At 63.1% G+C, this 23,429-nt stretch carries 24 protein-coding genes; 9 read left to right on the top strand and 15 right to left on the bottom strand.

Annotation, left to right across the window (positions count from 1 at the left end; translation table 11 throughout):
* Positions 1–116 precede the first annotated feature (116 nt).
* The gene (locus ABSY17_RS18050) at positions 117–2,426 is read left to right on the top strand and encodes a xanthine dehydrogenase family protein molybdopterin-binding subunit (RefSeq protein ID WP_378952828.1); all 2,310 of its coding nucleotides are present in this window, start codon (positions 117–119) and stop codon (positions 2,424–2,426) included.
* The gene (locus ABSY17_RS18045) at positions 2,423–3,370 is read left to right on the top strand and encodes a DMT family transporter (protein WP_378943638.1); all 948 of its coding nucleotides are present in this window, start codon (positions 2,423–2,425) and stop codon (positions 3,368–3,370) included. The genes ABSY17_RS18050 and ABSY17_RS18045 overlap by 4 nt, the downstream gene beginning before the upstream one ends.
* On the opposite strand, the gene ABSY17_RS18040 is transcribed toward ABSY17_RS18045, so the two are convergent.
* Positions 3,371–4,243: a uracil-DNA glycosylase family protein gene (locus ABSY17_RS18040; RefSeq protein WP_378943636.1), complete on the bottom strand. Its 873-nt coding sequence runs from the start codon at positions 4,241–4,243 to the stop codon at positions 3,371–3,373. It abuts the gene before it with no gap.
* Positions 4,244–4,279: 36 nt separating this feature from the next.
* Complete coding sequence (locus tag ABSY17_RS18035; protein ID WP_378943634.1) at positions 4,280–4,933, bottom strand: hypothetical protein; 654 nt, start codon at positions 4,931–4,933, stop codon at positions 4,280–4,282.
* Positions 4,934–5,182: 249 nt separating this feature from the next.
* Here ABSY17_RS18035 and ABSY17_RS18030 point away from each other — a divergent pair, with 249 nt between their 5' ends.
* A complete protein-coding gene (locus ABSY17_RS18030) occupies positions 5,183–6,865 on the top strand; it encodes an electron transfer flavoprotein-ubiquinone oxidoreductase (RefSeq protein ID WP_378943632.1) in 1,683 nt (560 codons plus the stop codon).
* A gap of 106 nt (positions 6,866–6,971) precedes the next feature.
* Here the strand turns inward: ABSY17_RS18030 and ABSY17_RS18025 are convergent, their stop codons facing one another.
* The 4 genes from ABSY17_RS18025 to ABSY17_RS18010 form a co-directional block, all read right to left on the bottom strand.
* Positions 6,972–7,991, bottom strand: coding sequence for an endonuclease/exonuclease/phosphatase family protein (locus ABSY17_RS18025; RefSeq protein ID WP_378943630.1), 1,020 nt, complete (start codon positions 7,989–7,991; stop codon positions 6,972–6,974).
* Between the two features lie 54 nt (positions 7,992–8,045).
* The gene (locus tag ABSY17_RS18020; protein WP_378943628.1) at positions 8,046–9,545 is read right to left on the bottom strand and encodes an AMP nucleosidase; all 1,500 of its coding nucleotides are present in this window, start codon (positions 9,543–9,545) and stop codon (positions 8,046–8,048) included.
* Positions 9,546–9,610: 65 nt separating this feature from the next.
* On the bottom strand, positions 9,611–9,805 hold the full coding sequence (locus tag ABSY17_RS18015) for a hypothetical protein (RefSeq protein ID WP_378943626.1): 195 nt from the start codon (positions 9,803–9,805) through the stop codon (positions 9,611–9,613).
* 36 nt (positions 9,806–9,841) lie between these two features.
* Entirely contained in the window at positions 9,842–10,012 is a 171-nt protein-coding gene (locus ABSY17_RS18010; RefSeq protein ID WP_378943624.1) for a hypothetical protein, read from the bottom strand.
* 171 nt (positions 10,013–10,183) lie between these two features.
* Between ABSY17_RS18010 and ABSY17_RS18005 the strand changes: the two genes are divergently transcribed.
* Positions 10,184–10,906, top strand: a complete 723-nt coding sequence (locus ABSY17_RS18005; protein WP_378943622.1) for a glutathione S-transferase family protein — start codon at positions 10,184–10,186, stop codon at positions 10,904–10,906.
* A 107-nt stretch (positions 10,907–11,013) separates the two neighbouring features.
* On the opposite strand, the gene ABSY17_RS18000 is transcribed toward ABSY17_RS18005, so the two are convergent.
* Positions 11,014–11,370 (bottom strand): DUF2147 domain-containing protein, encoded by a 357-nt coding sequence (locus tag ABSY17_RS18000; protein ID WP_378943620.1) that lies wholly within the window; start codon positions 11,368–11,370, stop codon positions 11,014–11,016.
* A 438-nt stretch (positions 11,371–11,808) separates the two neighbouring features.
* Between ABSY17_RS18000 and ABSY17_RS17995 the strand changes: the two genes are divergently transcribed.
* The 3 genes from ABSY17_RS17995 (at position 11,809) to ABSY17_RS17985 (ending at position 14,385) form a co-directional block, all read left to right on the top strand.
* Complete coding sequence (locus ABSY17_RS17995) at positions 11,809–12,075, top strand: sel1 repeat family protein (RefSeq protein WP_378943618.1); 267 nt, start codon at positions 11,809–11,811, stop codon at positions 12,073–12,075.
* Between the two features lie 374 nt (positions 12,076–12,449).
* Positions 12,450–13,568 carry an ABC transporter substrate-binding protein gene (locus ABSY17_RS17990; protein ID WP_378943616.1) on the top strand — a complete coding sequence of 373 codons (1,119 nt, stop codon included), beginning with the start codon at positions 12,450–12,452 and terminating at the stop codon, positions 13,566–13,568.
* 154 nt (positions 13,569–13,722) lie between these two features.
* Positions 13,723–14,385, top strand: coding sequence for a peroxiredoxin (locus tag ABSY17_RS17985; RefSeq protein ID WP_378943614.1), 663 nt, complete (start codon positions 13,723–13,725; stop codon positions 14,383–14,385).
* Positions 14,386–14,430: 45 nt separating this feature from the next.
* On the opposite strand, the gene ABSY17_RS17980 is transcribed toward ABSY17_RS17985, so the two are convergent.
* The 3 genes from ABSY17_RS17980 to ABSY17_RS17970 form a co-directional block, all read right to left on the bottom strand.
* A complete protein-coding gene (locus ABSY17_RS17980; protein WP_378943612.1) occupies positions 14,431–15,048 on the bottom strand; it encodes a YitT family protein in 618 nt (205 codons plus the stop codon).
* 102 nt (positions 15,049–15,150) lie between these two features.
* Entirely contained in the window at positions 15,151–17,109 is a 1,959-nt protein-coding gene (locus tag ABSY17_RS17975; RefSeq protein WP_378943610.1) for an acetyl/propionyl/methylcrotonyl-CoA carboxylase subunit alpha, read from the bottom strand.
* Positions 17,110–17,148: 39 nt separating this feature from the next.
* A complete protein-coding gene (locus tag ABSY17_RS17970) occupies positions 17,149–17,676 on the bottom strand; it encodes an O-acetyl-ADP-ribose deacetylase (protein WP_378943608.1) in 528 nt (175 codons plus the stop codon).
* A gap of 95 nt (positions 17,677–17,771) precedes the next feature.
* Between ABSY17_RS17970 and ABSY17_RS17965 the strand changes: the two genes are divergently transcribed.
* Complete coding sequence (locus ABSY17_RS17965; RefSeq protein ID WP_378943606.1) at positions 17,772–18,329, top strand: dihydrofolate reductase family protein; 558 nt, start codon at positions 17,772–17,774, stop codon at positions 18,327–18,329.
* A gap of 78 nt (positions 18,330–18,407) precedes the next feature.
* Here ABSY17_RS17965 and ABSY17_RS17960 read toward each other — a convergent pair whose 3' ends face one another.
* Genes ABSY17_RS17960 through ABSY17_RS17950 form a run of 3 tightly spaced genes read right to left on the bottom strand, consistent with a single transcriptional unit; the run spans position 18,408 to position 20,734 of the window.
* The gene (locus tag ABSY17_RS17960) at positions 18,408–20,015 is read right to left on the bottom strand and encodes a carboxyl transferase domain-containing protein (RefSeq protein WP_378943604.1); all 1,608 of its coding nucleotides are present in this window, start codon (positions 20,013–20,015) and stop codon (positions 18,408–18,410) included.
* Between the two features lie 6 nt (positions 20,016–20,021).
* The gene (locus ABSY17_RS17955; protein ID WP_378943602.1) at positions 20,022–20,399 is read right to left on the bottom strand and encodes a type II toxin-antitoxin system VapC family toxin; all 378 of its coding nucleotides are present in this window, start codon (positions 20,397–20,399) and stop codon (positions 20,022–20,024) included.
* Positions 20,396–20,734 (bottom strand): AbrB/MazE/SpoVT family DNA-binding domain-containing protein, encoded by a 339-nt coding sequence (locus ABSY17_RS17950; RefSeq protein WP_378943600.1) that lies wholly within the window; start codon positions 20,732–20,734, stop codon positions 20,396–20,398. Before ABSY17_RS17950 ends, ABSY17_RS17955 begins: the two co-directional genes overlap by 4 nt.
* A gap of 341 nt (positions 20,735–21,075) precedes the next feature.
* On the opposite strand from ABSY17_RS17950, the gene ABSY17_RS17945 reads away from it, so the two are divergent.
* Positions 21,076–21,468, top strand: coding sequence for a hypothetical protein (locus ABSY17_RS17945; RefSeq protein WP_378943598.1), 393 nt, complete (start codon positions 21,076–21,078; stop codon positions 21,466–21,468).
* A gap of 14 nt (positions 21,469–21,482) precedes the next feature.
* Here the strand turns inward: ABSY17_RS17945 and ABSY17_RS17940 are convergent, their stop codons facing one another.
* Both ABSY17_RS17940 and ABSY17_RS17935 read right to left on the bottom strand, forming a co-directional pair.
* Complete coding sequence (locus ABSY17_RS17940; protein WP_378943596.1) at positions 21,483–22,646, bottom strand: isovaleryl-CoA dehydrogenase; 1,164 nt, start codon at positions 22,644–22,646, stop codon at positions 21,483–21,485.
* Positions 22,612–23,256 carry a TetR/AcrR family transcriptional regulator gene (locus tag ABSY17_RS17935; protein WP_378943595.1) on the bottom strand — a complete coding sequence of 215 codons (645 nt, stop codon included), beginning with the start codon at positions 23,254–23,256 and terminating at the stop codon, positions 22,612–22,614. Before ABSY17_RS17935 ends, ABSY17_RS17940 begins: the two co-directional genes overlap by 35 nt.
* Positions 23,257–23,429 lie beyond the last annotated feature (173 nt).

The raw sequence follows: 23,429 nt of genomic DNA, 5'->3' as shown, positions 1-23,429 counted from the left end.
TCCGCGCTGGTAGAATAAATATGCGGCCGCTGCTCTTTACACGAAACGCCCCCTCGGCAAAACTGTCCGGGACCGCACATTTGCTGCGCTTTCCCAACAATCCTGACGGGGCAGAGATGACAAACGTCACGCCGAAATTCGGAATGGGCGCGTCCGTTTTGCGCCTGGAAGATGCCGCTTTCATCACCGGCAGGGGCCGCTACACAGACGATATTGCTCCGGCTGCGCTGCTGCACGGCTATGTCCTGCGCTCGCCGGTGGCCAAGGCGCGTTTCAAGGTGGGGCCGCTCGATGCCGCCCGCGCGGCACCCGGTGTGCATCTGGTGCTCACCGGCGCCGATGTCGCTCATCTCGGCGACCTCAAATCGACCGTCATGCAGAAGCAGCCTGACGGCACCCGGGCGCCGACCCGCGATATCCCGATCCTGTGCCGCGATAGGGTCAATTATGTCGGCGATGCCGTTGCCTTCGTGGTCGCCGACAGCCGTGCCTTGGCCCATGACGCGGCCGAACTGATCGAAGTCGACTACGACCATGAGGATGCCGCTGCCGACACCGCCACGGCGCTCGACGATACAGCACCGCTGGTCTGGCCCGAACTCGGCTCTAACAGCGCCTTCACCTATCATCTCGGCGACAAGGCTAGGACCGATGCTGCCTTTGCCAAGGCCCGGCACGTCACCCGCATCGAATTCGTCAACAACCGGCTCATCTGCAACTATATGGAGCCGCGTTCGGCCGTCGGCGAGTGGCACGAGGCGGAAGGCCGCTTCGTGCTCACTACCGGTTCGCAGGGCGTGCATTCCATGCGCAACATCCTTGCGGGCCAGGTCTTCGGCGTCGGCCCTGAAAAGCTGCGCGTCGTCACCCCCGATGTCGGCGGCGGCTTCGGCACCAAGGCCTTCGCCTATCGCGAGCATGCGCTGGTGCTGGAAGCTGCGAAGCGCCTCGGCCGTCCGGTCAAATGGGCCAGCGACCGCACCGAACACTTCCTCACCGACGCGCAAGGCCGCGACAATGTCGTCACCGCCGAAATGGCGATGGACAAGGATGGCCGCTTCCTCGCCCTGCGCGTGAAACTGCTTTCCAATGTCGGCGCCTATATCTCGCAATACGGCCCGATCATCGCTCATATCGGCGCCAGCATGTCGACCGGCGTCTACGATATCCAGGCTCTCGACGTGTCCATAGTGGGCGTCTACACCAACACCTGCCCGGTCGATGCCTATCGCGGGGCAGGGCGCCCGGAAGCCGCCCTGCTGGTCGAGAAGCTGGTCGATGCCTGCGCCCGCGACCTCGGCCTCTCCGTCGACGAGATCCGCCGCCGTAACTTCATCCGCCCCGAGCAGTTTCCCTACCGCACCCAGGCCGGCCGGCTCTATGACGTCGGCGAGTTCGAGGGTCACATGAACCTGTCGATGGAACGCGCCGGCTGGGCCAGCTTTCCGGACCGGCTGGCAGAGGCCAAGGCGAGGGGAAGAATCCGCGGCATCGGCATGGCGACCTATATCGAGGCCTGCGCCTTCGCAGGCTCCGAACCGGCACGCGTCGAACTCAACGCCGACGGCACGGTTTCGGTCTTCATCGGCACCCAGTCCAACGGCCAGGGCCATGCCACGGCTTACGCCCAGTTCGTATCGGAAAAACTCAACCTCGACATCGCCAAGATCATCGTCCGCCAGGGCGACACCGACGAGCTTGCCAAGGGTGGCGGCACCGGCGGCTCGCGCTCGATCCCGCTCGGCGGCGTCTCCGCAGCCCGCGCCGGCGAGGCGTTGGCCGACAAGCTCAGGAAGCTGGCCGCCGATGAACTGGAGGCCGCCGCCGCCGACATCGAGCTGGACAATGGCGAGGCGCGCATCGTCGGCACCGACCGCTCGATCGGCTTTGCAGCACTCCATGCCGCGGCGAAAAAGCCTGATGATCTCAAAGCGATCGGCGAGTTTGTTCAGGACGAGGCGACCTATCCCAACGGCACCCACATCTGCGAGGTCGAGATCGATCCCGAGACCGGCGCGACAGAAGTCATGGCCTACACCATCGTCGACGATTTCGGTGTGACCGTGAACCCGATCCTGCTTGCCGGCCAGGTCCATGGCGGCGTGGTGCAGGGTATCGGCCAGGCGCTCTCGGAAGAAGCCGTCTATGGTGAGGATGGCCAGCTTCTCACCGCGAGCTTCATGGACTACGCCATGCCGCGCGCCGACACCGTGCCCTCGTTCCATTTCGAAACGCGTAACGTGCCCTCGACCACCAATGCGCTCGGCATGAAGGGCGCGGGCGAGGCGGGCACCATCGGCGCGACCCCGGCCGCCCTCAATGCCGTCACCGATGCGCTCTATCGCGCCTATGGCATCGGCCATATAGAGATGCCGGCCACCCCGGTTCGAATCTGGGCGGCGATAGAGGCGGCCCGGCACAAGTGAAGCATCAGACAGTTCAAGCGGCCCGGTCGCCGCTTTTCGGTATTGCGTTAAAAGTCGTCTCCGTTGCCATCTTCGTCGGCATGTCGACCGGCATCAAGGCGGCTGGCGATGTCCCTGCCGGTCAGATCGTCTTCTATCGTTCCTTCTTCGCCATCTTTCCGATCCTGATCTTTCTCGCCTGGCAGCGCGAACTCAGCACTGCATTCGTCACCCAACGCCCGGTGAGCCATATCATGCGGGGACTGGTCGGCGTCTCCGCCATGGGCTTCGGCTTTTTCGCGCTGACGCACCTGCCGCTGCCTGAGGCAATCACGCTCAACTATGCCCAGCCGCTGCTGGTCGTTGTTTTCAGCGCGCTTTTCCTCGGCGAGACGGTGCGCATCCATCGCTGGACGGCGGTCGCCGTCGGGCTCCTCGGCGTGGTCATCGTCTCGTGGCCCAAGCTGACCTTGTTCACATCGGACGCCGGCCTCGGCGACCGGGAGGCCCTCGGTGTCGTGGCAGCCCTCATCGGCGCTTGCCTGTCGGCTGTTGCCATGCTGCTGGTCCGCAAGCTCGTCCATACCGAGCGGACGGCTACAATCGTGCTCTGGTTCTCGCTGACGGCCAGCGGGATAGCGCTGTTCAGCATCCCTTTCGGCTGGCAGTCGCTGTCGTGGCAGCAGACAGCATTGCTCGTCACCGGCGGCGTCTGCGGCGGCATAGCTCAGCTCTTCATGACCGAAGCCTACCGCTATGCGGAGGCCTCCACGGTCGCGCCCTTCGAATACACCTCCCTGATCCTCGGGATCGGCGTCGGTTATCTCGTGTTCGGAGATTTGCCGACGATCCACACGCTGGTCGGCGGCGCCATCGTCATCGGTGCGGGCATCTTCATCATCTGGCGCGAGCGACGCCTCGGTCTCGAACGCCAGGCGGCCAAGAAGGTGTCGGTGCCGCAGTAGTCACGAACCACTCAGTTCCCTGAGCTTAGCCTTGACCTCCAGGAAGTCACGCCACGCGAGTTTCTTGTGCGCGGGATTTCTCAACAGATAATCCGGATGCAGCGTAGGCATGACCGGGATCACCGTGCCGCTTGCGGTGGTGTGGGTCTTCCAGTTGCCGCGCAGCCGAACAATGACATCAGGCGAGCCGGTCAACAGCTTGGCCGGAAGCCCGTCCAGGGTCACCAGCACCTTGGGGTTGGCGAGCGCGATCTGGCGCTCGATGAAGGGACGGCAAATCTCGGCTTCGTGCGGCGTCGGCGCGCGGTTGCCCGGCGGCCGCCACGGGATCGCATTGGCGATATAAGCCGATTTGCGGTCGAGCCCGATCGCCGCGAGGATGCGGTCGAGCATCTGCCCCGAACGGCCGGCAAAGGGCAGGCCCTCGAGGTCCTCGTCGCGACCGGGAGCCTCGCCCACCAGCATCAGCTCCGCCTGCGGGTTGCCGTCGGCGAACACCAGGCTCTTGGCGGTGGTCTTGAGGTTGCAGCCTTCGAAACCTTCCATGATCTGGCGAAGTTCGTCGAGCGTAGTTGCCTTCGAAGCGAGTTCCCGCGCTGCTGCCGCCTGCGCTTCGTCGGGTACGCTGGCGGACGCCATCGGTCGCGACGGGGCAGCGGCGAACCTGTCGTTCCTCGCCGGAACGGCCTCGGAGCGTCCTGCCCCTGATGGCGTAGCCCGTGCAGCCTGTTGCGCAGCGGCGGTCTGCTGCCGCACATTCTCGGCAAATCTGTCTATCGGATCGTCGGCAAGCGCATCATCGACACCCGCCTCCGCATAGAAGGCGAGCAGATCGCGCAGATCCGGACGTTCGTATCCCGAAATGGAGGCCATGGCTCTTTTTCGGCCTTCGGACGCCGATTTGCAAGTTCAAGACGAGGGAATGCGCGGGTCCTGCACCAGATAAAAGCGCCAGCGCGGCGTGTAGTCGGTCACCAGGAAACTGAAGTCGGCCAATTCGCCCGGATCGACCTTGCCTTCGGTGAAACGCAGGCGGTCGTAGGGCTCGAAGTCCCGGCTGTATCGGGAAAAGCTGTTCGACGAGATGTTGGCGCTGTCGGTCCGCCTCTGGTCGAACGATAGTCCGTCGCCGAAATCGCTTGGCTTGCCCTCGATCTCTTGCAGTTCGAATTCGAACTCTACCCAGGCCTGGCCGCTGTTGTTCACCGCCTCGATGCGCATGAACATGATGCCGTTGGCATAGAAACCGGTGCTATCGTACGGCCTTATCGGGCGGATGGTCCGCATCGTCAGCGTCACTGGCGAAGAGGATTCCAGTTCTTCCCTGATGACGAGCGGGTCTTCCCGCGTGCCCTTGCCGGAGACCGATGTGATGCGAAAGCCGCCGAGTTCGTCGGAAAACGAATAGGCTCCGGCGGTCCAGACTTTCTGGTCGTCTTCGGCCTCCTGCGCACGGCTTTCAGTGGTCAGGCATACTGCAATAAGGAAGAAGGCCCCGGCCAAGGTCTGGCACAGGGGGCTGAAGCGATTCAGTCCTGTCCTGCAAGGCACATTGGGGCGCATGAAGACTCTATGGACGGATAGGCTGACGAGCATCACCTGTCGCCGACACTACGGTCAGGCACAAATCGTCGGAAAGCGAAATCTTTTGATCTTTACGTTTACGTAAGATATTTCGCTGTTTGAACGGTGCTCCTAACCTAAATAGCCGATGTGCGGATCGGTCTCGTTTGACCTTTGCCAATCATACGCTATGGAGCGCGTAGCCAACAGAATGCCCTAGGGACAGGGTCAGCCAGCGCGGAGGGATTGATGAGCGAAGTTGAACGCGAGAGCATGGAGTTCGACGTGGTCATCGTCGGCGCGGGTCCGGCGGGTCTGGCAGCGGCGATCCGGCTCAAGCAGGTCAATCCCGAGCTTTCGGTCGTCGTCCTGGAAAAGGGCGGCGAGGTCGGCGCGCATATCTTGTCGGGTGCTGTCGTCGATCCGATCGGCATCGACCGCCTGCTGCCCGACTGGCGCGAGGATCCCGACCATCCGTTCAAGACGCCGGTCACCGACGATCATTTCCTGATCCTCGGGCCGGCAGGTTCCGTCAAGCTGCCCAATTTCGCCATGCCGCCGCTGATGAACAATCACGGCAACTACATCGTCTCGCTCGGCAATGTCTGCCGCTGGCTGGCGACCAAGGCCGAGGCACTCGGCGTCGAGATCTATCCCGGCTTTGCCGCCGCCGGCCTGCTCTACAATGACGAGGGTGCGGTCACGGGCGTCGTCACCGGCGACATGGGCGTCGAGCGCGACGGCAGCCACGGTCCCGCCTTCGCGCCCGGCATGGCGCTGATGGGCAAGTACGTGCTGATCGGCGAGGGCGCACGCGGTTCGCTCGCCAAGCAGCTGATCGCCAAATACGACCTCGACGCGGGCAAGGAACCGCAGAAATTCGGCATCGGCCTCAAGGAATTGTGGCAGGTCGCGCCCGAAAAGCACAAGCCGGGCCTGGTCCAGCACTCGTTCGGCTGGCCGCTCGACTTCAAGACTGGTGGCGGCTCGTTCCTCTATCATCTCGAGGACAACATGGTTGCGGTCGGCTTCGTCGTCCATCTCAACTACAAGAACCCCTATCTCGCGCCCTTCGAGGAGTTCCAGCGCTTCAAGACGCATCCGGCGATCCGCGACACCTTCGAGGGTGGCAAGCGCCTGTCCTACGGCGCGCGCGCCATCACCGAAGGCGGCTACCAGTCGGTGCCGAAGCTCAGCTTCCCCGGCGGCGTGCTGATGGGGTGCTCGGCTGGCCTGGTCAACGTCCCGCGCATCAAGGGTTCGCACAACGCCGTGCTGTCGGGCATGCTCGCCGCCGAACATGTTGCTGACGCGATTGCCGCCGGCCACGCCAATGACGAGCTTGTTTCCTACGAGGCAGCCTGGCGCTCGACCGACATCGGCAAGGACCTCAAGAAGGTCCGCAACGTCAAGCCGCTGTGGTCGCGCTTCGGCACGCTGCTCGGCGTTGGCCTCGGCGGCCTCGACATGTGGCTCAACACCTTGTTCGGCGTTTCGCCCTTCGGCACGCTCAAGCACGGCAAGACCGACGCCCAGTCGCTCGAGCCGGCGTCGAAGCACAAGAAGATCGACTATCCCAAGCCCGACGGCGTGCTGACCTTCGACCGCCTGTCGTCGGTGTTCCTGTCCAACACCAACCACGAGGAAGACCAGCCGGTCCACCTCCAGGTCAAGGACATGGAACTGCAGAAGCGTTCGGAATATGGCGTCTTCGCCGGCCCCTCGACGCGCTACTGCCCGGCTGGTGTCTATGAGTGGGTCGATGCCGACGGCAACGCCATTGCGGGCGATCTCGGCCATGCCGATGCAAAGTTCGTCATCAACGCGCAGAACTGCGTCCACTGCAAGACCTGCGACATCAAGGACCCCAACCAGAACATCAACTGGGTGCCGCCGCAGGGCGGCGAGGGGCCGGTCTACCCGAATATGTGATTGGCCGAATATTTGATTGGTAAGGCGGCTCGCTTCGGCGAGCCGTTTTGCATTGGAGCACCGCGCGTCCGGATGGCCGGGCGGCGCTTTCGATGTCAGAGCCTGCTCATCGGGGAGGTTGCACAGATACGGTCTGCGTTTCGGCCTCTTCGGCCGACGGCGGCGTCTCGCGGAACGAGAACTCGACCAGCAGCGGCCGGTGGTCCGAACCGGCGTCCGCTTCCATAGTCACCGAATGCACGACTACGTCGCCCTTGGCCATGATGTGGTCGATGGTGAGACCGGCGAAGCGCAAGGCGTCGGGCAGCATCAAGGTCAGCCAGGTTCGTCCGGCGGCCGGCATCAGCTTGAGGTCGCCTGCCTTGGCGACGCGCGCCACCGCTGCACTCCATGGCGTGGCGTTGAAGTCGCCGCCGAGGATCGCATTTTCGCCTAGCGTGGCAAGGTTTTCGCTCAGCACGCCGATCTGGCGCGATTGCTCGTACGGCCAGGGCCAGCCGAGGTGGAGGGCAGCGATGTCGCTCGTGCGTCCGCCGAAATCGACCGTGGCAATCGCCAGCGACCCGTTGTCGAAGCACTTCGGCTCGCCGCCCTCGGCAAAGGGCCGGCGCGATAGGATCGCCCCGCCGAACACCTTGCCGGGATGCGGGCAGAGCATATGGTGAGGATAGCGCGCAAACAGCGGCGCGAGCTTGTTCTCCCACATCGCCGACACTTCCTCGAAGGTGATGACGTCGGGCTGCGTGCGCCCGACGAGCGACAGCACCTTGGCGGGCTCGGTGTTGTTGAAGCGCAGGTTCATCTGCAGCATCTTGTAGACCGGCCGGTTCGAGCTACGTGGCTCGAATGCTGCCTGCACCGGCCCGATGCCGGGAACAGGGAGCGACGATGTCGTCGCGATTGCCGCCATGCCAAACAGCAGTGCCATGACGGCTTGCCAGCGCAACGACGTCGCCAGCAGCGGCAGTGCCGCCAGCATCATCAGGACCGCCAGGTGCACCCTGAAGTGTGCGAACGAATCGAGTGCCGGATGCCAGGCGCCGAACAAACCGGCGACCAGCGGAACCGAGGCAAGCATCATCGCCGAGAAGCAGGCGATCTTTCCGAATGTGCGCAACGTCGTCATTCCTGCTTCATTCAGCAAGAAATGCGGCCCATTGATGATCAAGGGGCAGGACTTTTACTGGAACGCCGTCTCCGAGAAACTGCGCAGCTTGCGCGAATGCAGCCGTTCATTGGGCATTTCGGCGAGCTTTTCCATGGCGCGGATGCCGATGGTCAGATGCTGCGCCACCTGCCGCTTGTAGAACTCGGTCGCCATGCCTGGCAGCTTCAGTTCGCCATGCAGCGGCTTGTCGGAGACGCACAGCAGCGTTCCATAGGGTACGCGGAAGCGGAAGCCGTTGGCGGCAATCGTCGCCGATTCCATGTCGAGCGCGATCGCCCGCGACTGCGACAGCCGCTGCACCGGGCCACGCTGGTCGCGCAGTTCCCAGTTGCGGTTGTCGATGGTCGCCACCGTGCCGGTGCGCATGATGCGCTTGAGGTCGTAGCCCGACAGCCCGGTCACTTCCGCGACCGCCTCCTGCAGCGCCACCTGCACCTCGGCCAGCGGCGGGATCGGCACCCACACCGGCAGGTCGTCGTCGAGCACGTGGTCCTCGCGCACATAGGCATGCGCCAGCACATAGTCGCCCAGCGCCTGGGTGTTGCGCAGGCCGGCGCAGTGGCCGAGCATCAACCAGGCATGCGGCCGCAGCACCGCGATATGGTCGGTGATCGTCTTGGCGTTGGAGGGGCCGACACCGATATTGACCATGGTGATGCCGGCGTGCCCGGGCTTCTTGAGATGGTAGGCCGGCATTTGCGGCAGCCGCGGGGGTGGCGTGCCTTGGGAAGGCGCGGTCTCCCCCGCCTTCGTGACGACGCCGCCGGGCTCGACGAACTCGCTGTAGCCGCCGCCGCCCTTGGCCATCAGGTCGCGCGCCAGCACCACGAACTCATCAATGTAGAACTGGTAATTGGTGAACAGAACGAAGTTCTGGAAATGGTGCGGCGTGGTCGCCGTGTAGTGCGCGAGGCGATGCAGCGAATAGTCGACGCGTTGGGCGGTGAACACCGAGAGCGGCCGCGCGTCGCCCGGAATCAGCTCCAGGGTGCCGTTGGCAATGTGGTCGTCGGTGCCGTCGAGATCGGGCACGTCGAACAGGTCGCGGATCGGGCGCTGGATCCGCTCGGCCGCCGCACCGTCGACATGCGTGCCTTCGAGGAAGGCAAAATGCAGCGGGATCGGCGTCGAGGATTCCGAGACCGTGATCGGCACGCCGTGGTTGCGCATGATCAGCCCGATCTGTTCGACCAGATAGGTCTCGAACAGGTCCGGGCGGGTGATCGTCGTGGTGAAATTGCCGGGCGTTGGCATGTGCCCATAGGCCTGGCGGGAATCCACCTGCGAGTAGGACGAGGTGATGACACCTATTTCCGGGTAGCAGGCGCGGAAGCGCCTGGCTGGGGTGCCATGCGCGAGCGATGCGAATGCCTCGCGCAGGAAGGCGGTGTTGCGCTCATAGAGCTTCTTCAACGCTGCAACCGCTTCAGCCGCATCGGTGAAGCTCTGCCGTGGGAACGGCTCCGGCGTGAGGATGGATTCTATGGGTTCAGGATAGATTCGCTTTTCCATGACCCATTATAGAGAGCAATTGTGACAGTTGGGAGAGGGTAGAAGGTGTCTGTTTCCTCGCGAATTTAGCCGCGCTGCAAACTGACCAGCAGTACGAAGCCGACACCGCCCTTGCGCGCCTTTGGCGCCTCGATGGTCGAGCCCGCGTCGCCGCGCAACTGCGGGACGGCGAGCACCGGAGCGGCGAGAACCAGCAGGATCAGCAGGGCACGCGGCAATAGCCTGAGCACTTGTACGATCTGGGTCGCGGGGCGGGTCATCTGGGTTTTCTTTTCGTTTGAAACGGGTTGATCGCGTTACTTGCGAAGAGGCGGCTTGCAGGTCAGGCCTTCTTCGAACACGCACGGCACCACGTTGCCGATGTCCCACGAGCGGGCAGGGCGGCTTACTTCGGCGACAAGCGTGGCAAACATAAGGCCAAACAGGGCAGTCAGCAGACAGACGATGGTGAACCTGCGCGCGAGCATGGATGTGTCCCCTTCAATGGGAAGGAATATGCGTCACGCCGACTGAACGGCTACTGAGGCCGCCGTTCATCTTCGGTTCAAATTTATTGACAAGCCTTAATGTTTGCGGAGGGTTGCGTTTGGGTCGGCTGCGCATATCTCAAGTGCATCGCACAATATGGAGCCTGCAGCATGCCCACTCAGACATTGCCGATCGAACTCTACTACTGGCCGACCCCCAACGGCTGGAAGATCTCGATCATGCTGGAGGAACTCGGCGTTCCCTACACGGTCAAATACGTCAACATCGGCAAGGGTGAGCAGTTCGAGCCGTCGTTCCTGAAGATTGCGCCCAACAACCGCATGCCGGCGATCATCGATCCCGAAGGTCCGGCCGCCGACGGCAAATGGGGCAACGAGCCGATCTCGATCTTCGAGTCGGGCGCGATCCTGCAATATCTCGGCCGCAAGTTCGGCAAATTCTATCCAGCCGATGAGCGCGGCCGCGCTGAGGTCGACCAGTGGCTGTTCTGGCAGGTCGGCGGGCTCGGGCCGATGGCTGGCCAGGCCCATCATTTCCGCCAGTATGCGCCGGAGAAGAGCACCTACGGCATCGACCGCTACACCAATGAGGTCAACCGCCTCTATGGCGTGATGAACAAGCGCCTGGCCGACCGCGAGTTCCTGGCCGGCGCCTATTCGATAGCCGACATGGCGGCCGTGGGCTGGATCAAGCCGCACAAGAACCAGGGCCAGGATCTCGAGGACTTCCCCAATCTCAAGCGCTGGTTCGAGACGATGCTGGCCCGGCCGGCGGTTGCGCGGGGCCTTGTCGTCGGCGAGGAATATCGTCGCAGCATTGCCGACGACAAGGAAGCGCAGAAGGTGTTGTTCGGTCAGCGGGCGAGGGCGTGAGGAGCGAATAGGGAATAGTGGGTAGCGAATAGGGATTGGAGGCTGGCTCCGGCGGGTGCCAGCCTTCTTTCTACTCACTACTCGCTATTCCCTATTCCCTATTCGCCCTACAGCTTCATCCAATTCTGCGTCTTGCAGATCAGGCCGCCGAGCACGCAGCCCTTCATTTTGAGATTGGAGCCGGCCAGCGAGGCCTTGCCGGTATAGGTCTTGTCGTTGGCCGGGTCGGTGATCTCGCCCGAATAGGCGCTGCCGCCATCGGCATCGAACGTGCCGATCTTCTTGCCGGCGTGCTTGCCGTCTTTCAGCGTGATGCAGAAGCTGCCGCCGCAGGGGGCGATGGCCGCGGTCGCGCCGGCTTCCGTCTTCCAGCTGCCTTCGATCGGATCGGCATGGGCCGCACTTGTTAGCACTCCGGCCAGCATCATGGTGGCAGCCATGGCCAGGCTTATCTTGCGAAGCATTCAATTCCTCCCTGATGGTGTCTTGCGCACAGGCGTCTCCCTCGCCTGATGCTTACGCAAACGTAAGCGTAATTTAGCGCCCGCCAGAACGGAAGTGGTGCCGTAGCGGAAGATCGAAGCATTCTTTAACCACCCGAACGCCCCCGCCATGGCTGAATCTTCACGCTGCGTGGGAGAAGAATGTCGGGCGTGGTTATCAAAGACTTTCGCCGCAGCGCGCGAATTTTCATCGCATTTTCTTCAAATTCCATGCGCTGCAAGGACTCCTATCCTTAATGAATTCCGCCATTTACCCTTTGTTTTAGGTTTGTTTTCCTCGGGTTAAGCAAGCCGTTTAACGGCGGATTCAAGGCTCGCCGGCATCCTCCAAAACATCGAAAGGGCAACTCCGGGGGACACCAGGGAGCCGCTCTCGGGAGATGGACAGGGGATAAGAAAATGGCACGTTTCGAGATATTTGAAGCTGGCTTCGGCGCGATGGGAACCACCGCTCAGGCCGACATTCTTCTGGAACTGGGCATGATGTATGCGACCGGCCGCGATTGCGCCGTCGATGTCGTGGCCGCCCACAAGTGGTTCAACATCGCCGCGATCAAGGGTTCCGCCCGCGCCGCCGAACTGCGCTCCGAGCTTTCGGGAGCGATGTCCAAGGCCGACATCGCCAAGGCCCTGCGCGAAGCGCGCGAATGGATGACGATGCACTAACAGATCTTCCGGGGGGGAAGACCGGAGCCACCGCAGGGCGGCTCCCAACAACAAGAGCGCGACGGCTTGAAGGACGGGCGAGGCGCGCCAGGACTAAAAAACAGGGCAGGCGAATTTCCGACGTGGCCAAAGAGCCGCGCGGAGCATTCCAGGAAAAAGCCGCGACCGATCGAAACAAGATCGGCGCGGTTTTTTCCGTTTTGAGCGTGCGTTTTCTCCACTTCGTCTCCCACGATTGCCTGCGAATGCGCTTGCAGGCACAATGTCCTGACGCCCATGCGCCAAGACAAATCCTGGCGGAAGTGAAAGGTCATCGGCGAGTTGCACGTAAGGCGCGAATCCGGCATTTCCGGTGCGCCTAAAGGAGAGGAAACATGCATCTGAAACGTTCTATCGGCGCATTGCTCGCGCTGTCGCTCAGCGCCGGCGTCGCTTTCGCCGACGACATCACCTTTGCCGTCGTCGGCCCGATGACCGGCCAGCTCGCCAATATCGGTGACCAGTTCAAGCAGGGCGCCGAAGCCGCCGCCAAGGCGATCAACGAAAAGGGTGGCGTGCTCGGCCGCCAGATCAAGCTCTCGATCGAAGACGACGTCTGCGATCCCAAGCAGGCCGTTTCGGTGGCCAACCGCATCGTCGCCAACGGCATCAACTTCGTCGACGGTCATGCCTGCTCGGGCTCGAGCATCCCGGCTTCGGCTGTTTATGCTGAGAGCGGCACGCTGATGATGTCGCCGGCGTCCTCGAACCCGGTCATGACCGACGATGCCGCCAAGAAGGGCTGGCCGACGATCATGCGCCTCTACACCCGCGACGACGCGCAGGGTGCCTTCATCGGCCCGTGGATCGCCAAGAAATATGCCGGCAAGAACGTCGTCATCCTTCATGACAAGAGCGCCTACGGCCAGGGCGTGGCCGATGCGGTCAAGTCGACGATGAACGCCTCCGGCCTCAATGAACTGCTCTACGAAGGCCTCAATGCCGGCGAGAAGGACTATTCGGCGCTCGTCACCAAGCTCAAGGAACTCAAGGCCGACGTCGTCTATTTCGGCGGCTACCACCCCGAGGCCGGCCTGATGCTGCGCCAGTCGGCCGAGCAGGGCCTCAAGTTCCAGCTGATCATGCCCGACAGCATTGCCTCGCCGGAATTCTGGCAGATCGCCGGCCCGGCTGGCGAAGGCACGATGTTCGTGTTCCCGTCCGATCCGCAGGCGAAGCCCGAGGCCAAGGAAGCGGTCGAGAAGATCAAGGCCGGCGGCTTCGTGCCGGAAGGCTTCACGCTGTTCTCCTATGCCGTCATCCAGGCTTTCGCACAGGGCATCGAGCGCGCCGGTTCGGACGATCCGATGAAGGTCGCCGAGGCTCTCAAGGACGGTAAGCCTATCTCGACCGTCGTCGGTGATGTCGTCTTCGACGAGAAGGGCGATCTCAAGAACGCCAGCTACGACATCAACCAGTGGCACGACGGCAAGTACGCGCCTATCGCGCAGTAGGCTTTTCCGGGAAATTCCAAACTGTGGCAATGGCCGGGCATGTCCCGGCCATTGTCGTTTCTACGGGCTTGGCGCAAGATGAGCCGATTGCGCGGCCATCGGCCACTGGGTTCGGTGCGGTGCATCATCCATCGAAATCAGGAGGAAAGTCACAATGAGTCTTCGCATCAATGATACTGCCCCGGACTTCAAGGCCGACACTACGGATGGCCCGATCGCCTTCCATGAATGGATCGGTGACGGCTATGCGGTCCTGTTTTCGCATCCCAAGGACTTCACCCCGGTCTGCACCACCGAGCTCGGCTACATGGCCGGGCTGAAGGCTGATTTCGCCCAGCGCAATGCCAAGATGATCGGCATTTCGGTCGATCCGGTCGAGAACCACCACAAGTGGAAGGCCGACATCGAACAGCTTTCCGGCAACAAGGTCGACTATCCGATGATCGGCGACCCGACGCTGGCCATCGCCAAGCTCTACGACATGCTGCCGGCCAGCGCCGGCAACAGTTCGGAAGGCCGCACGCCCGCCGACAACGCCACGGTGCGTTCGGTGTTCGTCATCGGTCCGGACAAGAAGATCAAGCTGATGCTGACCTACCCGATGTCGACCGGGCGCAACTTCGACGAAATCCTGCGCGCGCTCGATTCCATCCAGCTGACAGCCAAGTACCAGGTCGCCACGCCGGTGCAGTGGCAGCCGGGCGAGGACGTCATCGTTACCGCCGCCGTGTCGGACGAGGACGCCATCAAGCGCTTCGGCTCGTTCGAACGCGTGCTGCCTTATCTGCGCAAGACCAAGCAGCCGACCGCCGGCTGATTACTTGCACCGCAATGCGAAGCCGCTCGCCCCGAGCGAGCGGCTTCAGCTCATGCCGACATAGCGGCCGGGGCGGTGATTGATCGCAATGATCAGGTTGAGCACCGCAGCGCCCACCACAGACAGCGCGACCTTGTCGATCTCGATATAGAACAGCGACACCACGAGGATGACGAGGTCGACGCCGAGCTGGAAGTAGCCCGCGCGGATGCCGTAATTGTCCTGCAGATAGAGCGCCAGGATGTTGAAGCCGCCAAGCCCGGCGCGATGGCGAAACAGCACCAGCAATCCCATGCCCATCAATCCGCCGCCGGCAATGGCCGCATAGAGTGGGTCCAGATGGCTGATGCCGATCCACTCGGGTGTCAGCCGCGACAGTACCGAAATCAGTGCCACTGCCGCAAACGTCCTGATCGCGAACGGCCAGCCCATGCGTTTCACCGCGAGATAGTAGAACGGCAGATTGATGACGAAGAACACGGTGCCGAAGCCGTAGCCGGTCACATACTGGATGAGAAGCGCCAGTCCTGCCGAACTACCGGTGATCAGCCCGGCATGGGTGTAGAGAACCAGTCCGAGCGCTACCAGCATCGTGCCCGTCAGCAGCGCCAGCACGTCCTCGTAAAGCCTGTGCGGCACAGAATCGCCATTGGTTTCGGTCACGGGCCAGCCTGTTGATGGTTGCAGCAATCCAGCCCTAAGACTTCGACCCGAAAATCGAAACCGGTTTTCGGGTTGAAGTTGCGCTGCATCAAGCAGTTTCGCTTATTCCTCGAAGCGCACCAGCACGGTGCCATCGGTGACCTGCGCGCCCTCGGCGGCGATCTCGTGGATCGTGCCGTCATGGGTCGCATTGATGGTGTGCTCCATCTTCATCGCCTCCAGCACCAGAAGTGGCTGGCCCTTGCTGACCTTGTCGCCCTTGGCGGCGCGCACCAGCTTGACCAGTCCCGGCATCGGCGCACGCATGCTGGATGCGCCTTCGCCGATCTCGGCCGCGCGTGCGAACGGATCGCTGATGGCGAAGTCGAAGGAGCGGCCACCTTCAAACACCGTCACGTGTCCGGGCCAGATAGCCACGCTCGTACCGGCGGCGGTATTGGAGCCCGGCGACAGTACGAATGCTTCCCCGCCTTGCCGGCGCACGTCGAAGCGGCCGTCGGCACGGGCTGCGACATGGGCGACGATCTTTGCTCCGTCGAACGACAAGACGGTGCGTCGTTCCAGTGGGTGGAAATGCGCGTAGCCGGTCAGGCTCGACCACGGATCGTCGCTTGCCCTCGATGCGGCCGCACCGGTCGCCGCCAGCGCTGCCAGTGCAATGACGCGGCCGGAGGGGGCGGCCGCTGCCGTCAGTTCATCCTGCTTGCGGCTGATCAGCCCAGTGTCGACATCACCGGCGGCAAAGTCCGGGTCGCGGGCAAGCGCTGCCAGAAACGCGGCATTGGTGGTCGAGCCGGCAACCTCGGTGCGGCTGACAGCCTGGGCGAGCGCATCGAGTGCTGTCGCACGGTCCGGCCCATGCGCGACCAGCTTGGCGATCATCGGGTCGTAGAAGGGGGAGATGGCATCGCCCTCGCGCACGCCGGTCTCGATGCGGATCTCCGTGCCCACAGCCGTGTCGGCGGGAAACCGCAGGTGATGCAGCGTGCCGATCGCCGGCAAGAAGCTCTTCGCCGGGTCCTCGGCATAAAGCCGCGCCTCGAAGGCGTGGCCGTCGAGCCTGATTTCGTCCTGCGCCAGTGGCAGTAGTTCGCCGGCGGCGACCCGAAACTGCCACTCGACCAGATCGAGGCCTGTCACCATCTCGGTGACGGGATGCTCGACCTGGAGTCGCGTGTTCATCTCCATGAACCAGTATCGGTCGGGCCTGAGGCCCTCCGAGGCATCGACGATGAACTCGATCGTGCCGGCGCCCGAATAGTTGATCGCCTTGGCGGCCTTCACCGCGGCCTCGGTCATCGCTGCCCGCAGTTCGACGGTCATCCCAGGGGCAGGGGCCTCCTCGATCACCTTCTGGTGGCGGCGCTGGGCCGAGCAGTCGCGCTCGAACAGATGCACGGCGTTGCCGAAATTGTCGCCGAACACCTGCACCTCGATGTGGCGCGGCTTGTCGACATATTTCTCCACCAGCACCCGGTCGTCGCCGAAGGCGGCCTTGGCCTCGCGCCTCGCGCCCGACAGCGCGTCGGGAAAATCGTCAGGATGGTCGACCCGGCGCATGCCCTTGCCGCCGCCGCCGGCCCGCGCTTTGATCAGCACGGGATAGCCGATCTCGCGCGCCTTGCTGGCAAGGATGACGATCTCCTGCGCCTCGCCGTGATAGCCGGGCACGACAGGCACGCCGGCCTTCTCCATCAGCCGCTTGGCCGCGTCCTTCAGCCCCATCGCCCGGATCGATTCCGCCGATGGACCGATGAAGACGAGCCCCGCCGCCGTCACCTGGTCGACGAAGTCGGGGTTTTCCGAGAGGAAACCATAGCCGGGGTGGATCGCCTCGGCGCCCGTCGCCCTGGCGGCGGCGATGATGAAGTCGCCGCGCAGATAGCTTTCGGCAACCGGCGCGGCACCGATATGCACCGCCTCATCGGCCATCGCCACATGCAATGCGCGCGCGTCCGCGTCCGAATAGATGGCCACCGTGCCGATGCCCATCCTGCGCGCCGTGCGGATGACGCGGCAGGCAATCTCGCCGCGATTGGCGATGAGGATTTTCGAGAACATCATTCCCCCGAAACGAAGTGAGATATTGGATGGCGCGGACTATTCATGATCGCCTCGCAGGACCGCGAGGGCAGCGCGATGGAATTCCGCGGCCGCTTGATCAAAACAGCAGAAGATCACGCGGTCCGGCAGTTCGGCCCCTTCCAGATGGCGCGTGACAGCCGCGACGGCGATCCGCGCAGCCTCGTCCTTGGGAAAGCCGTAGATGCCGGTCGAGATCGACGGAAAGGCGATGCTCGTCAGATCACGGGCGGCAGCCAGTTCGAGCGCACGGCTGTAGCAGGAGGCAAGCAGTTCGGCTTCGCCCCTGTCGCCGCCCTGCCACACCGGGCCGACGGCATGGATCACATGGCGTGCCTTCAGTTGAAAGCCCCGGGTGACCTTGGCGTCGCCCGTCTCGCATCCGCCCAGCAGCCGGCATTCGGCCAGCAGATCAGGACCCGCGGCGCGATGGATCGCGCCGTCCACCCCGCCGCCGCCGAGCAGCGAGCGATTGGCTGCGTTGACGATGGCGTCCACCTCGAGCGTGGTGATATCGGCGACGATCACCGAGACGCGCGGATTCATGCTGCCTCCGGGTGCTTGTTCAGGACCGGTTGCAAAAACGGAGCAGTCATGTAGTCTGAAAACCAGTTGCAAGATGCAAGCAATGAGGAGGTGCAATGCGCAGGGTCGTCATCTGGAACGTCATGACTCTCGACGGCTATTTCGAGGGCACCGCACCTTGGGATCTGTCCTTCCACAACCTTGTCTGGGGCGAGGAACTTGAGGCCTTCTCGCTCCAGCAGGGCGAAGAACTCAGCACCCTGCTGTTCGGTCGCAAGACCTACGAGGGCATGGCGGCCTATTGGACCAAGGAAACCGGCGCCATCGCCGACATGATGAACAACAGCGAAAAGGCCGTAGTCTCGCGCACGCTCAAGGACGTAGCCTGGAACAACAGCCGCCTGCTCGAGGGCGATGTGGTCGAGGCCGTGGAGCGGCTCAAGCGCGAACCGGGCAAGGACATTTTCGTTTTCGGCAGCGCCGAATTGGTCGACACGCTGCTCAAGAACCGCCTGGTCGACGAATACCGCCTCGGCATCGCCCCCGTCGTGCTCGGTGCCGGCAATCCGCTGTTCAAGGCTTCCGGCGACCAGCTCGTCATGAAGCTTTTGAAGACCACGCCGCTCAAGACCGGCGGCGTCGTCCTGCACTACCAGCCGCAATACGCGGCCTGAACTGGAACGCTGCCAAGGGTCGATCAAGGATCGCGCTTCCTTCCCAGAGAGGGCTGCCGTCTTCGCGGCGGCCCTGCTTCACATCCTGAACACGCCGAACCGGGTGTCGCCGATAGGTGCGTTGAGTGCCGCTGATAGCGACAAGGCCAGCACCTCGCGCGTCCTCGCGGGGTCGATGATGCCGTCGTCCCACAGCCGCGCCGATGAATAGAGCGGGTGTCCCTCGCGCTCGTATTTCTCGAGGATCGGCGCGCGGAATTCGGCCTCCTCCTCCTTTGTCCAGGCGCCGCCCTTGCGCTCGATGCCCTCGCGCTTGACCATGGCGAGCACCGTCGCTGCCTGTTCGCCGCCCATCACCGAGATGCGCGCATTCGGCCACATCCAAAGGAAGCGGGGCGAATAGGCGCGTCCGCACATGCCGTAATTGCCAGCACCGAACGAGCCGCCGATGATGATGGTCACCTTCGGCACCTGCGCGGTTGCCACCGCCGTCACCAGCTTGGCGCCGTCCTTGGCGATGCCGCCGGCCTCGTATTTCGCGCCAACCATGAAGCCGGTGATGTTCTGCAGGAACACCAGCGGGATCTTGCGCTGGCAACACAGCTCGATGAAATGTGCGCCCTTCAGCGCGCTTTCGGAAAACAGCACGCCGTTGTTAGCGAGGATGCCCACCGGCATGCCGTGGATATGGGCGAAGCCGGCCACCAGCGTCGTGCCGTAGTTCTGCTTGAACTCATCGAACTCGGAGCCGTCGACCACGCGCGCGATCACCTCGCGTACATCATAGGGCTGCCTGACATCGGTGGGGATTACGCCATAAATCTCCTCAGGTGCATGAACAGGCGGAATCGTCTTCTGCAAAACCAGCCCGATGTCCTTCTTCCGATTCAGGTTTCTGACGATGCGCCTGATGATCGCCAGCGCGTGTTCGTCGTCCACCGCATAGTGATCGGCGACACCCGAAACGCGCGTGTGCAGGTCGGCCCCGCCAAGTTCTTCGGCGCTCACATCCTCGCCCGTCGCCGCCTTCACCAGCGGTGGCCCAGCCAGGAAGATGGTCGCCTGGTTGCGCACCATCACCGTCTCGTCCGACATCGCCGGCACATAGGCCCCCCCCGCCGTGCATGAGCCCATGACGCAGGCGATCTGTGGAATGCCGGCAGCCGACATATTCGCCTGGTTGAAGAAGATGCGGCCAAAGTGGTCGCGGTCGGGAAACACCTCGTCTTGGTTGGGCAGGTTCGCGCCGCCGGAATCGACCAGATAGATGCAGGGAAGATTGTTCTGCAGCGCGATCTCTTGGGCGCGAAGGTGCTTCTTCACCGTCAGCGGATAGTAGGTGCCGCCCTTCACCGTGGCGTCGTTGACCACGATCATCACCTCGGTGCCCTCGACCCGGCCGATGCCGGCGATCAGCCCGGCCGACGCGATGTCACCGCCATAAAGCCCAAAGGCCGCGAACTGGCCGATCTCGAGAAACGGCGAGCCGGCATCGAGCAGTTGCGCCAGCCTCTCCCTGGGCAATAGCTTGCCGCGCGAGGCGTGCCGCCTGCGCGCCTCCTCCGAGCCGCCGCGCTCGACATGCGCTGCCTTTTCTCTGATGTCTGCCACTAGCCCGCGCAGCCGCGCGGCATTGGCCTTGAAGCTTTCGGAGGAGAGGGAGAGCTGGGATTGAAGGATTGCCATATGTCCTCAGCGGATGATTTCGATCTTGCAGCCGACGTCGAGGTCGGCCCATTTTCGGTCGGCGGTGACGGCAGTCCGTTCGGTCAGGATCGCCAGCGCCAGACAGGCACGGTCTCCCAGCGAAAGGCCTTTGTGCTTCGTATCGGCGCGCAGCTTGCCTGCCAGCCTTGCAAGCTCATGGTCGAACGGCATCACGTCGAGATTGAGCCCGTCGCAACGCCGGGCGGCCAGGTCAGGGGCGAGGCCCTTGTCGATCTGCTTGGCGACGATCTCCGTGACGTTGACGGTGGACACCATGCTTGTCCTGAAAAGCCCATGGACCTGATCTCCGCCCGGCTCCTTGAACAGGAAGGCAAGCACGGCCGAACTGTCCAGGACCGTCATTCTTCGTCCCACATCGCGCGGCGCTCGGCCAGGAACTCATCGACCACGCTCTCGCCCGGCTTCTTGTATTTTGACACCTCGTCCTGAATGCGCCGCAGGTTCTCTTCGAACGAGATGATGTGTAGCACCCCGTCCTCGACGTGGGCGACGAGATCGTCGCCGGGCTTGATGCCCATTTCCTCGCGCATTGCAGCCGGGATGACGATGCGACCGCCGTCGCCGACGCGCAGGCGTTCGAAACGCGGCGGCTTGCGCAGCAACTCGTCCCTGACCTTGGAGCTATAGGGCTTCTGCGCTTCCTCGGCGAAGCCCTTTGACGCCTCTGGCGCAGTCATGGCATGAACCTCGATCTGTGGCAGAAAGCGAGATTATGCCATAAGTGGTCATTTGCGGCAAACCTGGACCACCGTCGAGGCGACATCCTCTGGTTGCTTTCTCTTGATTGCGTTTCGAAATGCGTGTATTTGCCCGCTCCCGCTAGGGCGTGCCATTGGCGCACGCACGGGTACCGCAACCTGTCCTCTAGGAGACGACCGATGAGACGCATCGATATGCGCCTGACATTCCGTCTCCCTTCGGCAAAGGGCTGAGGCCGCCGAAGGGCGGCCCTTTCACACCCCGATTTCCCCGATGTTTCAGAGGAGCGCGCCGCCGTCGAGGCCGCGCGGTTGTCATCATGTACGTGCGTTTCGTTACGCCGCTCATCCATCCCAGGAGCCGGGTGGAGGCCGGCTTCTTCCAGGCCTCCTGGTATCTCTACCGCAACGGTTGCCCGGACTGGATCCTGGTCGAACTGCGCCAGCAGTTCGATTGGTTCAACGCCAACCTGCCGGTGCCCGACCGGATCGGCCGCCACTTCAAGCGGCGCAACTCGATCTGGGGTATCTGCTGGTTCGATCCGGACGCCGCGGAAGCCATCAGCCGTGCCCGCTACTGTGCCTGGCTGATCGAGGAGGGCGGCCTGCCGGTCCGCAGCATCAAGACCTCCGGCCAGCGCGAGATCATCTGGCGCGACGCCCACCAGATCGTATCGAAGCCGACGGGCGACCTGCCGAGGGCATTCCAGTGACCGGGCGGGAGGCGTCATGCGCCTTCCGCCATGATCTCGCGACCGATCAGCCAACGCCTGATTTCGCTCGTGCCTGCGCCGATCTCGTAGAGTTTTGCGTCGCGCAGCAACCGTCCCGTCGGGTAGTCGTTGATGTAGCCGTTTCCGCCGAGCAGTTGCAGCGCGTCGAGCGCTGCCTGCGTCGCCTTCTCCGCGGCAAACAGCACGCAGCCGGCGGCATCCTTGCGCGTCGCCTCGCCCCGGTCGCAGGCTGCCGCCACCGCATAGACATAGGCGCGCGCGGCATTCATCGTCGCATACATGTCGGCAAGCTTGCCCTGCACCAGCTGGAATTCGCCGATTGGCTGGCCGAACTGCTTGCGCTCGTGGACGTAAGGCACCGCCACATCGAGGCAGGCCGCCATGATGCCGAGCGGCCCGCCGGCCAGCACCACCCGCTCGTAGTCGAGGCCCGACATCAGCACCTCGACGCCGAGTCCTTCCTCATGCAGCACGTTTGCCGAGGGCACCTCGACATTGTCAAACACCAGTTCACCGGTGTTCGAGCCGCGCATGCCGAGCTTGTCGAGCTTCTGGGCCACCGAAAACCCCTTCATCGTCTTTTCGATGATGAAGGCGGTGATGCCGCGCGACTTCAGTGCGGGATCGGTCTTGGCATAGACCACCAGCGTGTCGGCGTCGGGCCCGTTGGTGATCCACATCTTGGTCCCGTTCAGCACATAGGCGTCGTTGCGCTTTTCCGCCCTCAGCTTCAGCGAAACGACATCGGAGCCAGAGCCACTCTCCGACATCGCAAGCGCGCCGACATGCTCGCCCGAGCACAGTTTGGGAAGGTATCTCGCCTTCTGATCCGACGTGCCCCAGCGCTTGATCTGGTTGACACAGAGGTTCGAATGCGCGCCGTAGGATAGGCCGACCGAGGCCGAGGCACGGGAAATCTCTTCCACTGCCACGACATGGGCGAGATAGCCCATGCCTGAGCCGCCATATTCCGGATCGGCGGTGATGCCGAGCAGGCCGAGCGCGCCCAGTTCCTGCCAGAGATGCGCGGGAAACTCGTTGGCGCGGTCGATGTCGGCGGCAATCGGCGCGATACGTTCCTGGGCGAAGCGTCTGACCATCGCGCGCAGGCTGTCGATGTCCTCACCCAGCCCGAAGTTCAGCGTCTTGTCGTACATGCCTGTCCTCCGTACTGGACCTGGCGCCGGTCAGGCGCATGGTCATGGCCAGATAGGTAGCGGTCACTTCGTCGACGGAAAGGCGCTCGTCGGGGCGGAACCAGACGATGACACCTGTTATCATCTGGATGATCGCCATCGCCGTCAGGCCGGTGTCATCGACTTCCAGTTCGCCTGTCTCCGCGCCGTCTCGCAGGATTGCCCGGAGTTCTTTCTCATACGCAGTGCGCAGCTTCAGGATGCTGGTCAGATTATCGCGCGAAAGGCTGCGCAGTTCCATGTTCGAGACATGGGTGGCATGCCGGCGCTCGACGTGGAAACGAATGTGGTTGGCGACAAAGGCGGTCAATTGCGCGACCGGATCGTCAATGTCGGGTCGTGCGTGTTCCCAGGTGGCCAGCAGCGCCTGCATGTGCTCGCGCAACAGGGTGAACAGCAGGTCTTCCTTGGTGGGAAAGTAGCGGTAGAGCGCGGCGGCCTGCACGCCCACTTCGGCCGCAAGCTGGCGCATGGTCACTGCCTCGAAGCCGTGGCGTGCGATCAACTGCACCGCCGCGTCGCGGATCGCAGCTTCGGTTCTTTCGCCATCCGAGCCTGCCGTGCGCGCCATTCAGTCATTTCTCCGAGGTGGCAGGGATAATAAAATGAACGTTCAATTAATTCAAGCGGTAGCGGAAACGCGGCGATGCCGTGCCGTGGCTTGCCGCGGCCTTGCACCGGTTTCGGCTCTGTTCGCTGAACTGTGTCAGAGCATCTGGCAGCTAGGTGAAGTCGCTTGGCGTT

Origin of the sequence: Mesorhizobium sp. ANAO-SY3R2, from assembly GCF_042466635.1 — a bacterium.
Taxonomy (GTDB): domain Bacteria; phylum Pseudomonadota; class Alphaproteobacteria; order Rhizobiales; family Rhizobiaceae; genus Aminobacter.
The sequence above is the reverse complement of the archived record's forward strand: the minus strand, read 5'-3'. Positions and strand labels throughout refer to the sequence as shown.

Excerpts from the sequence above, each read along its gene's own strand:
- ABSY17_RS18050 (WP_378952828.1), top strand. The coding sequence starts at position 117 with ATGACAAACGTCACGCCGAAATTCGGAATGGGCGCGTCCGTTTTGCGC.
- ABSY17_RS18040 (WP_378943636.1), bottom strand. The coding sequence starts at position 4,243 with ATGGCCTCCATTTCGGGATACGAACGTCCGGATCTGCGCGATCTGCTC.
- ABSY17_RS18035 (WP_378943634.1), bottom strand. The coding sequence starts at position 4,933 with ATGCGCCCCAATGTGCCTTGCAGGACAGGACTGAATCGCTTCAGCCCC.
- ABSY17_RS18030 (WP_378943632.1), top strand. The coding sequence starts at position 5,183 with ATGAGCGAAGTTGAACGCGAGAGCATGGAGTTCGACGTGGTCATCGTC.
- ABSY17_RS18025 (WP_378943630.1), bottom strand. The coding sequence starts at position 7,991 with ATGACGACGTTGCGCACATTCGGAAAGATCGCCTGCTTCTCGGCGATG.
- ABSY17_RS18020 (WP_378943628.1), bottom strand. The coding sequence starts at position 9,545 with ATGGAAAAGCGAATCTATCCTGAACCCATAGAATCCATCCTCACGCCG.
- ABSY17_RS18015 (WP_378943626.1), bottom strand. The coding sequence starts at position 9,805 with ATGACCCGCCCCGCGACCCAGATCGTACAAGTGCTCAGGCTATTGCCG.
- ABSY17_RS18010 (WP_378943624.1), bottom strand. The coding sequence starts at position 10,012 with ATGCTCGCGCGCAGGTTCACCATCGTCTGTCTGCTGACTGCCCTGTTT.
- ABSY17_RS18005 (WP_378943622.1), top strand. The coding sequence starts at position 10,184 with ATGCCCACTCAGACATTGCCGATCGAACTCTACTACTGGCCGACCCCC.
- ABSY17_RS18000 (WP_378943620.1), bottom strand. The coding sequence starts at position 11,370 with ATGCTTCGCAAGATAAGCCTGGCCATGGCTGCCACCATGATGCTGGCC.
- ABSY17_RS17995 (WP_378943618.1), top strand. The coding sequence starts at position 11,809 with ATGGCACGTTTCGAGATATTTGAAGCTGGCTTCGGCGCGATGGGAACC.
- ABSY17_RS17990 (WP_378943616.1), top strand. The coding sequence starts at position 12,450 with ATGCATCTGAAACGTTCTATCGGCGCATTGCTCGCGCTGTCGCTCAGC.
- ABSY17_RS17985 (WP_378943614.1), top strand. The coding sequence starts at position 13,723 with ATGAGTCTTCGCATCAATGATACTGCCCCGGACTTCAAGGCCGACACT.
- ABSY17_RS17975 (WP_378943610.1), bottom strand. The coding sequence starts at position 17,109 with ATGTTCTCGAAAATCCTCATCGCCAATCGCGGCGAGATTGCCTGCCGC.
- ABSY17_RS17970 (WP_378943608.1), bottom strand. The coding sequence starts at position 17,676 with ATGAATCCGCGCGTCTCGGTGATCGTCGCCGATATCACCACGCTCGAG.
- ABSY17_RS17965 (WP_378943606.1), top strand. The coding sequence starts at position 17,772 with ATGCGCAGGGTCGTCATCTGGAACGTCATGACTCTCGACGGCTATTTC.
- ABSY17_RS17960 (WP_378943604.1), bottom strand. The coding sequence starts at position 20,015 with ATGGCAATCCTTCAATCCCAGCTCTCCCTCTCCTCCGAAAGCTTCAAG.
- ABSY17_RS17955 (WP_378943602.1), bottom strand. The coding sequence starts at position 20,399 with ATGACGGTCCTGGACAGTTCGGCCGTGCTTGCCTTCCTGTTCAAGGAG.
- ABSY17_RS17950 (WP_378943600.1), bottom strand. The coding sequence starts at position 20,734 with ATGACTGCGCCAGAGGCGTCAAAGGGCTTCGCCGAGGAAGCGCAGAAG.
- ABSY17_RS17945 (WP_378943598.1), top strand. The coding sequence starts at position 21,076 with ATGTACGTGCGTTTCGTTACGCCGCTCATCCATCCCAGGAGCCGGGTG.
- ABSY17_RS17940 (WP_378943596.1), bottom strand. The coding sequence starts at position 22,646 with ATGTACGACAAGACGCTGAACTTCGGGCTGGGTGAGGACATCGACAGC.
- ABSY17_RS17935 (WP_378943595.1), bottom strand. The coding sequence starts at position 23,256 with ATGGCGCGCACGGCAGGCTCGGATGGCGAAAGAACCGAAGCTGCGATC.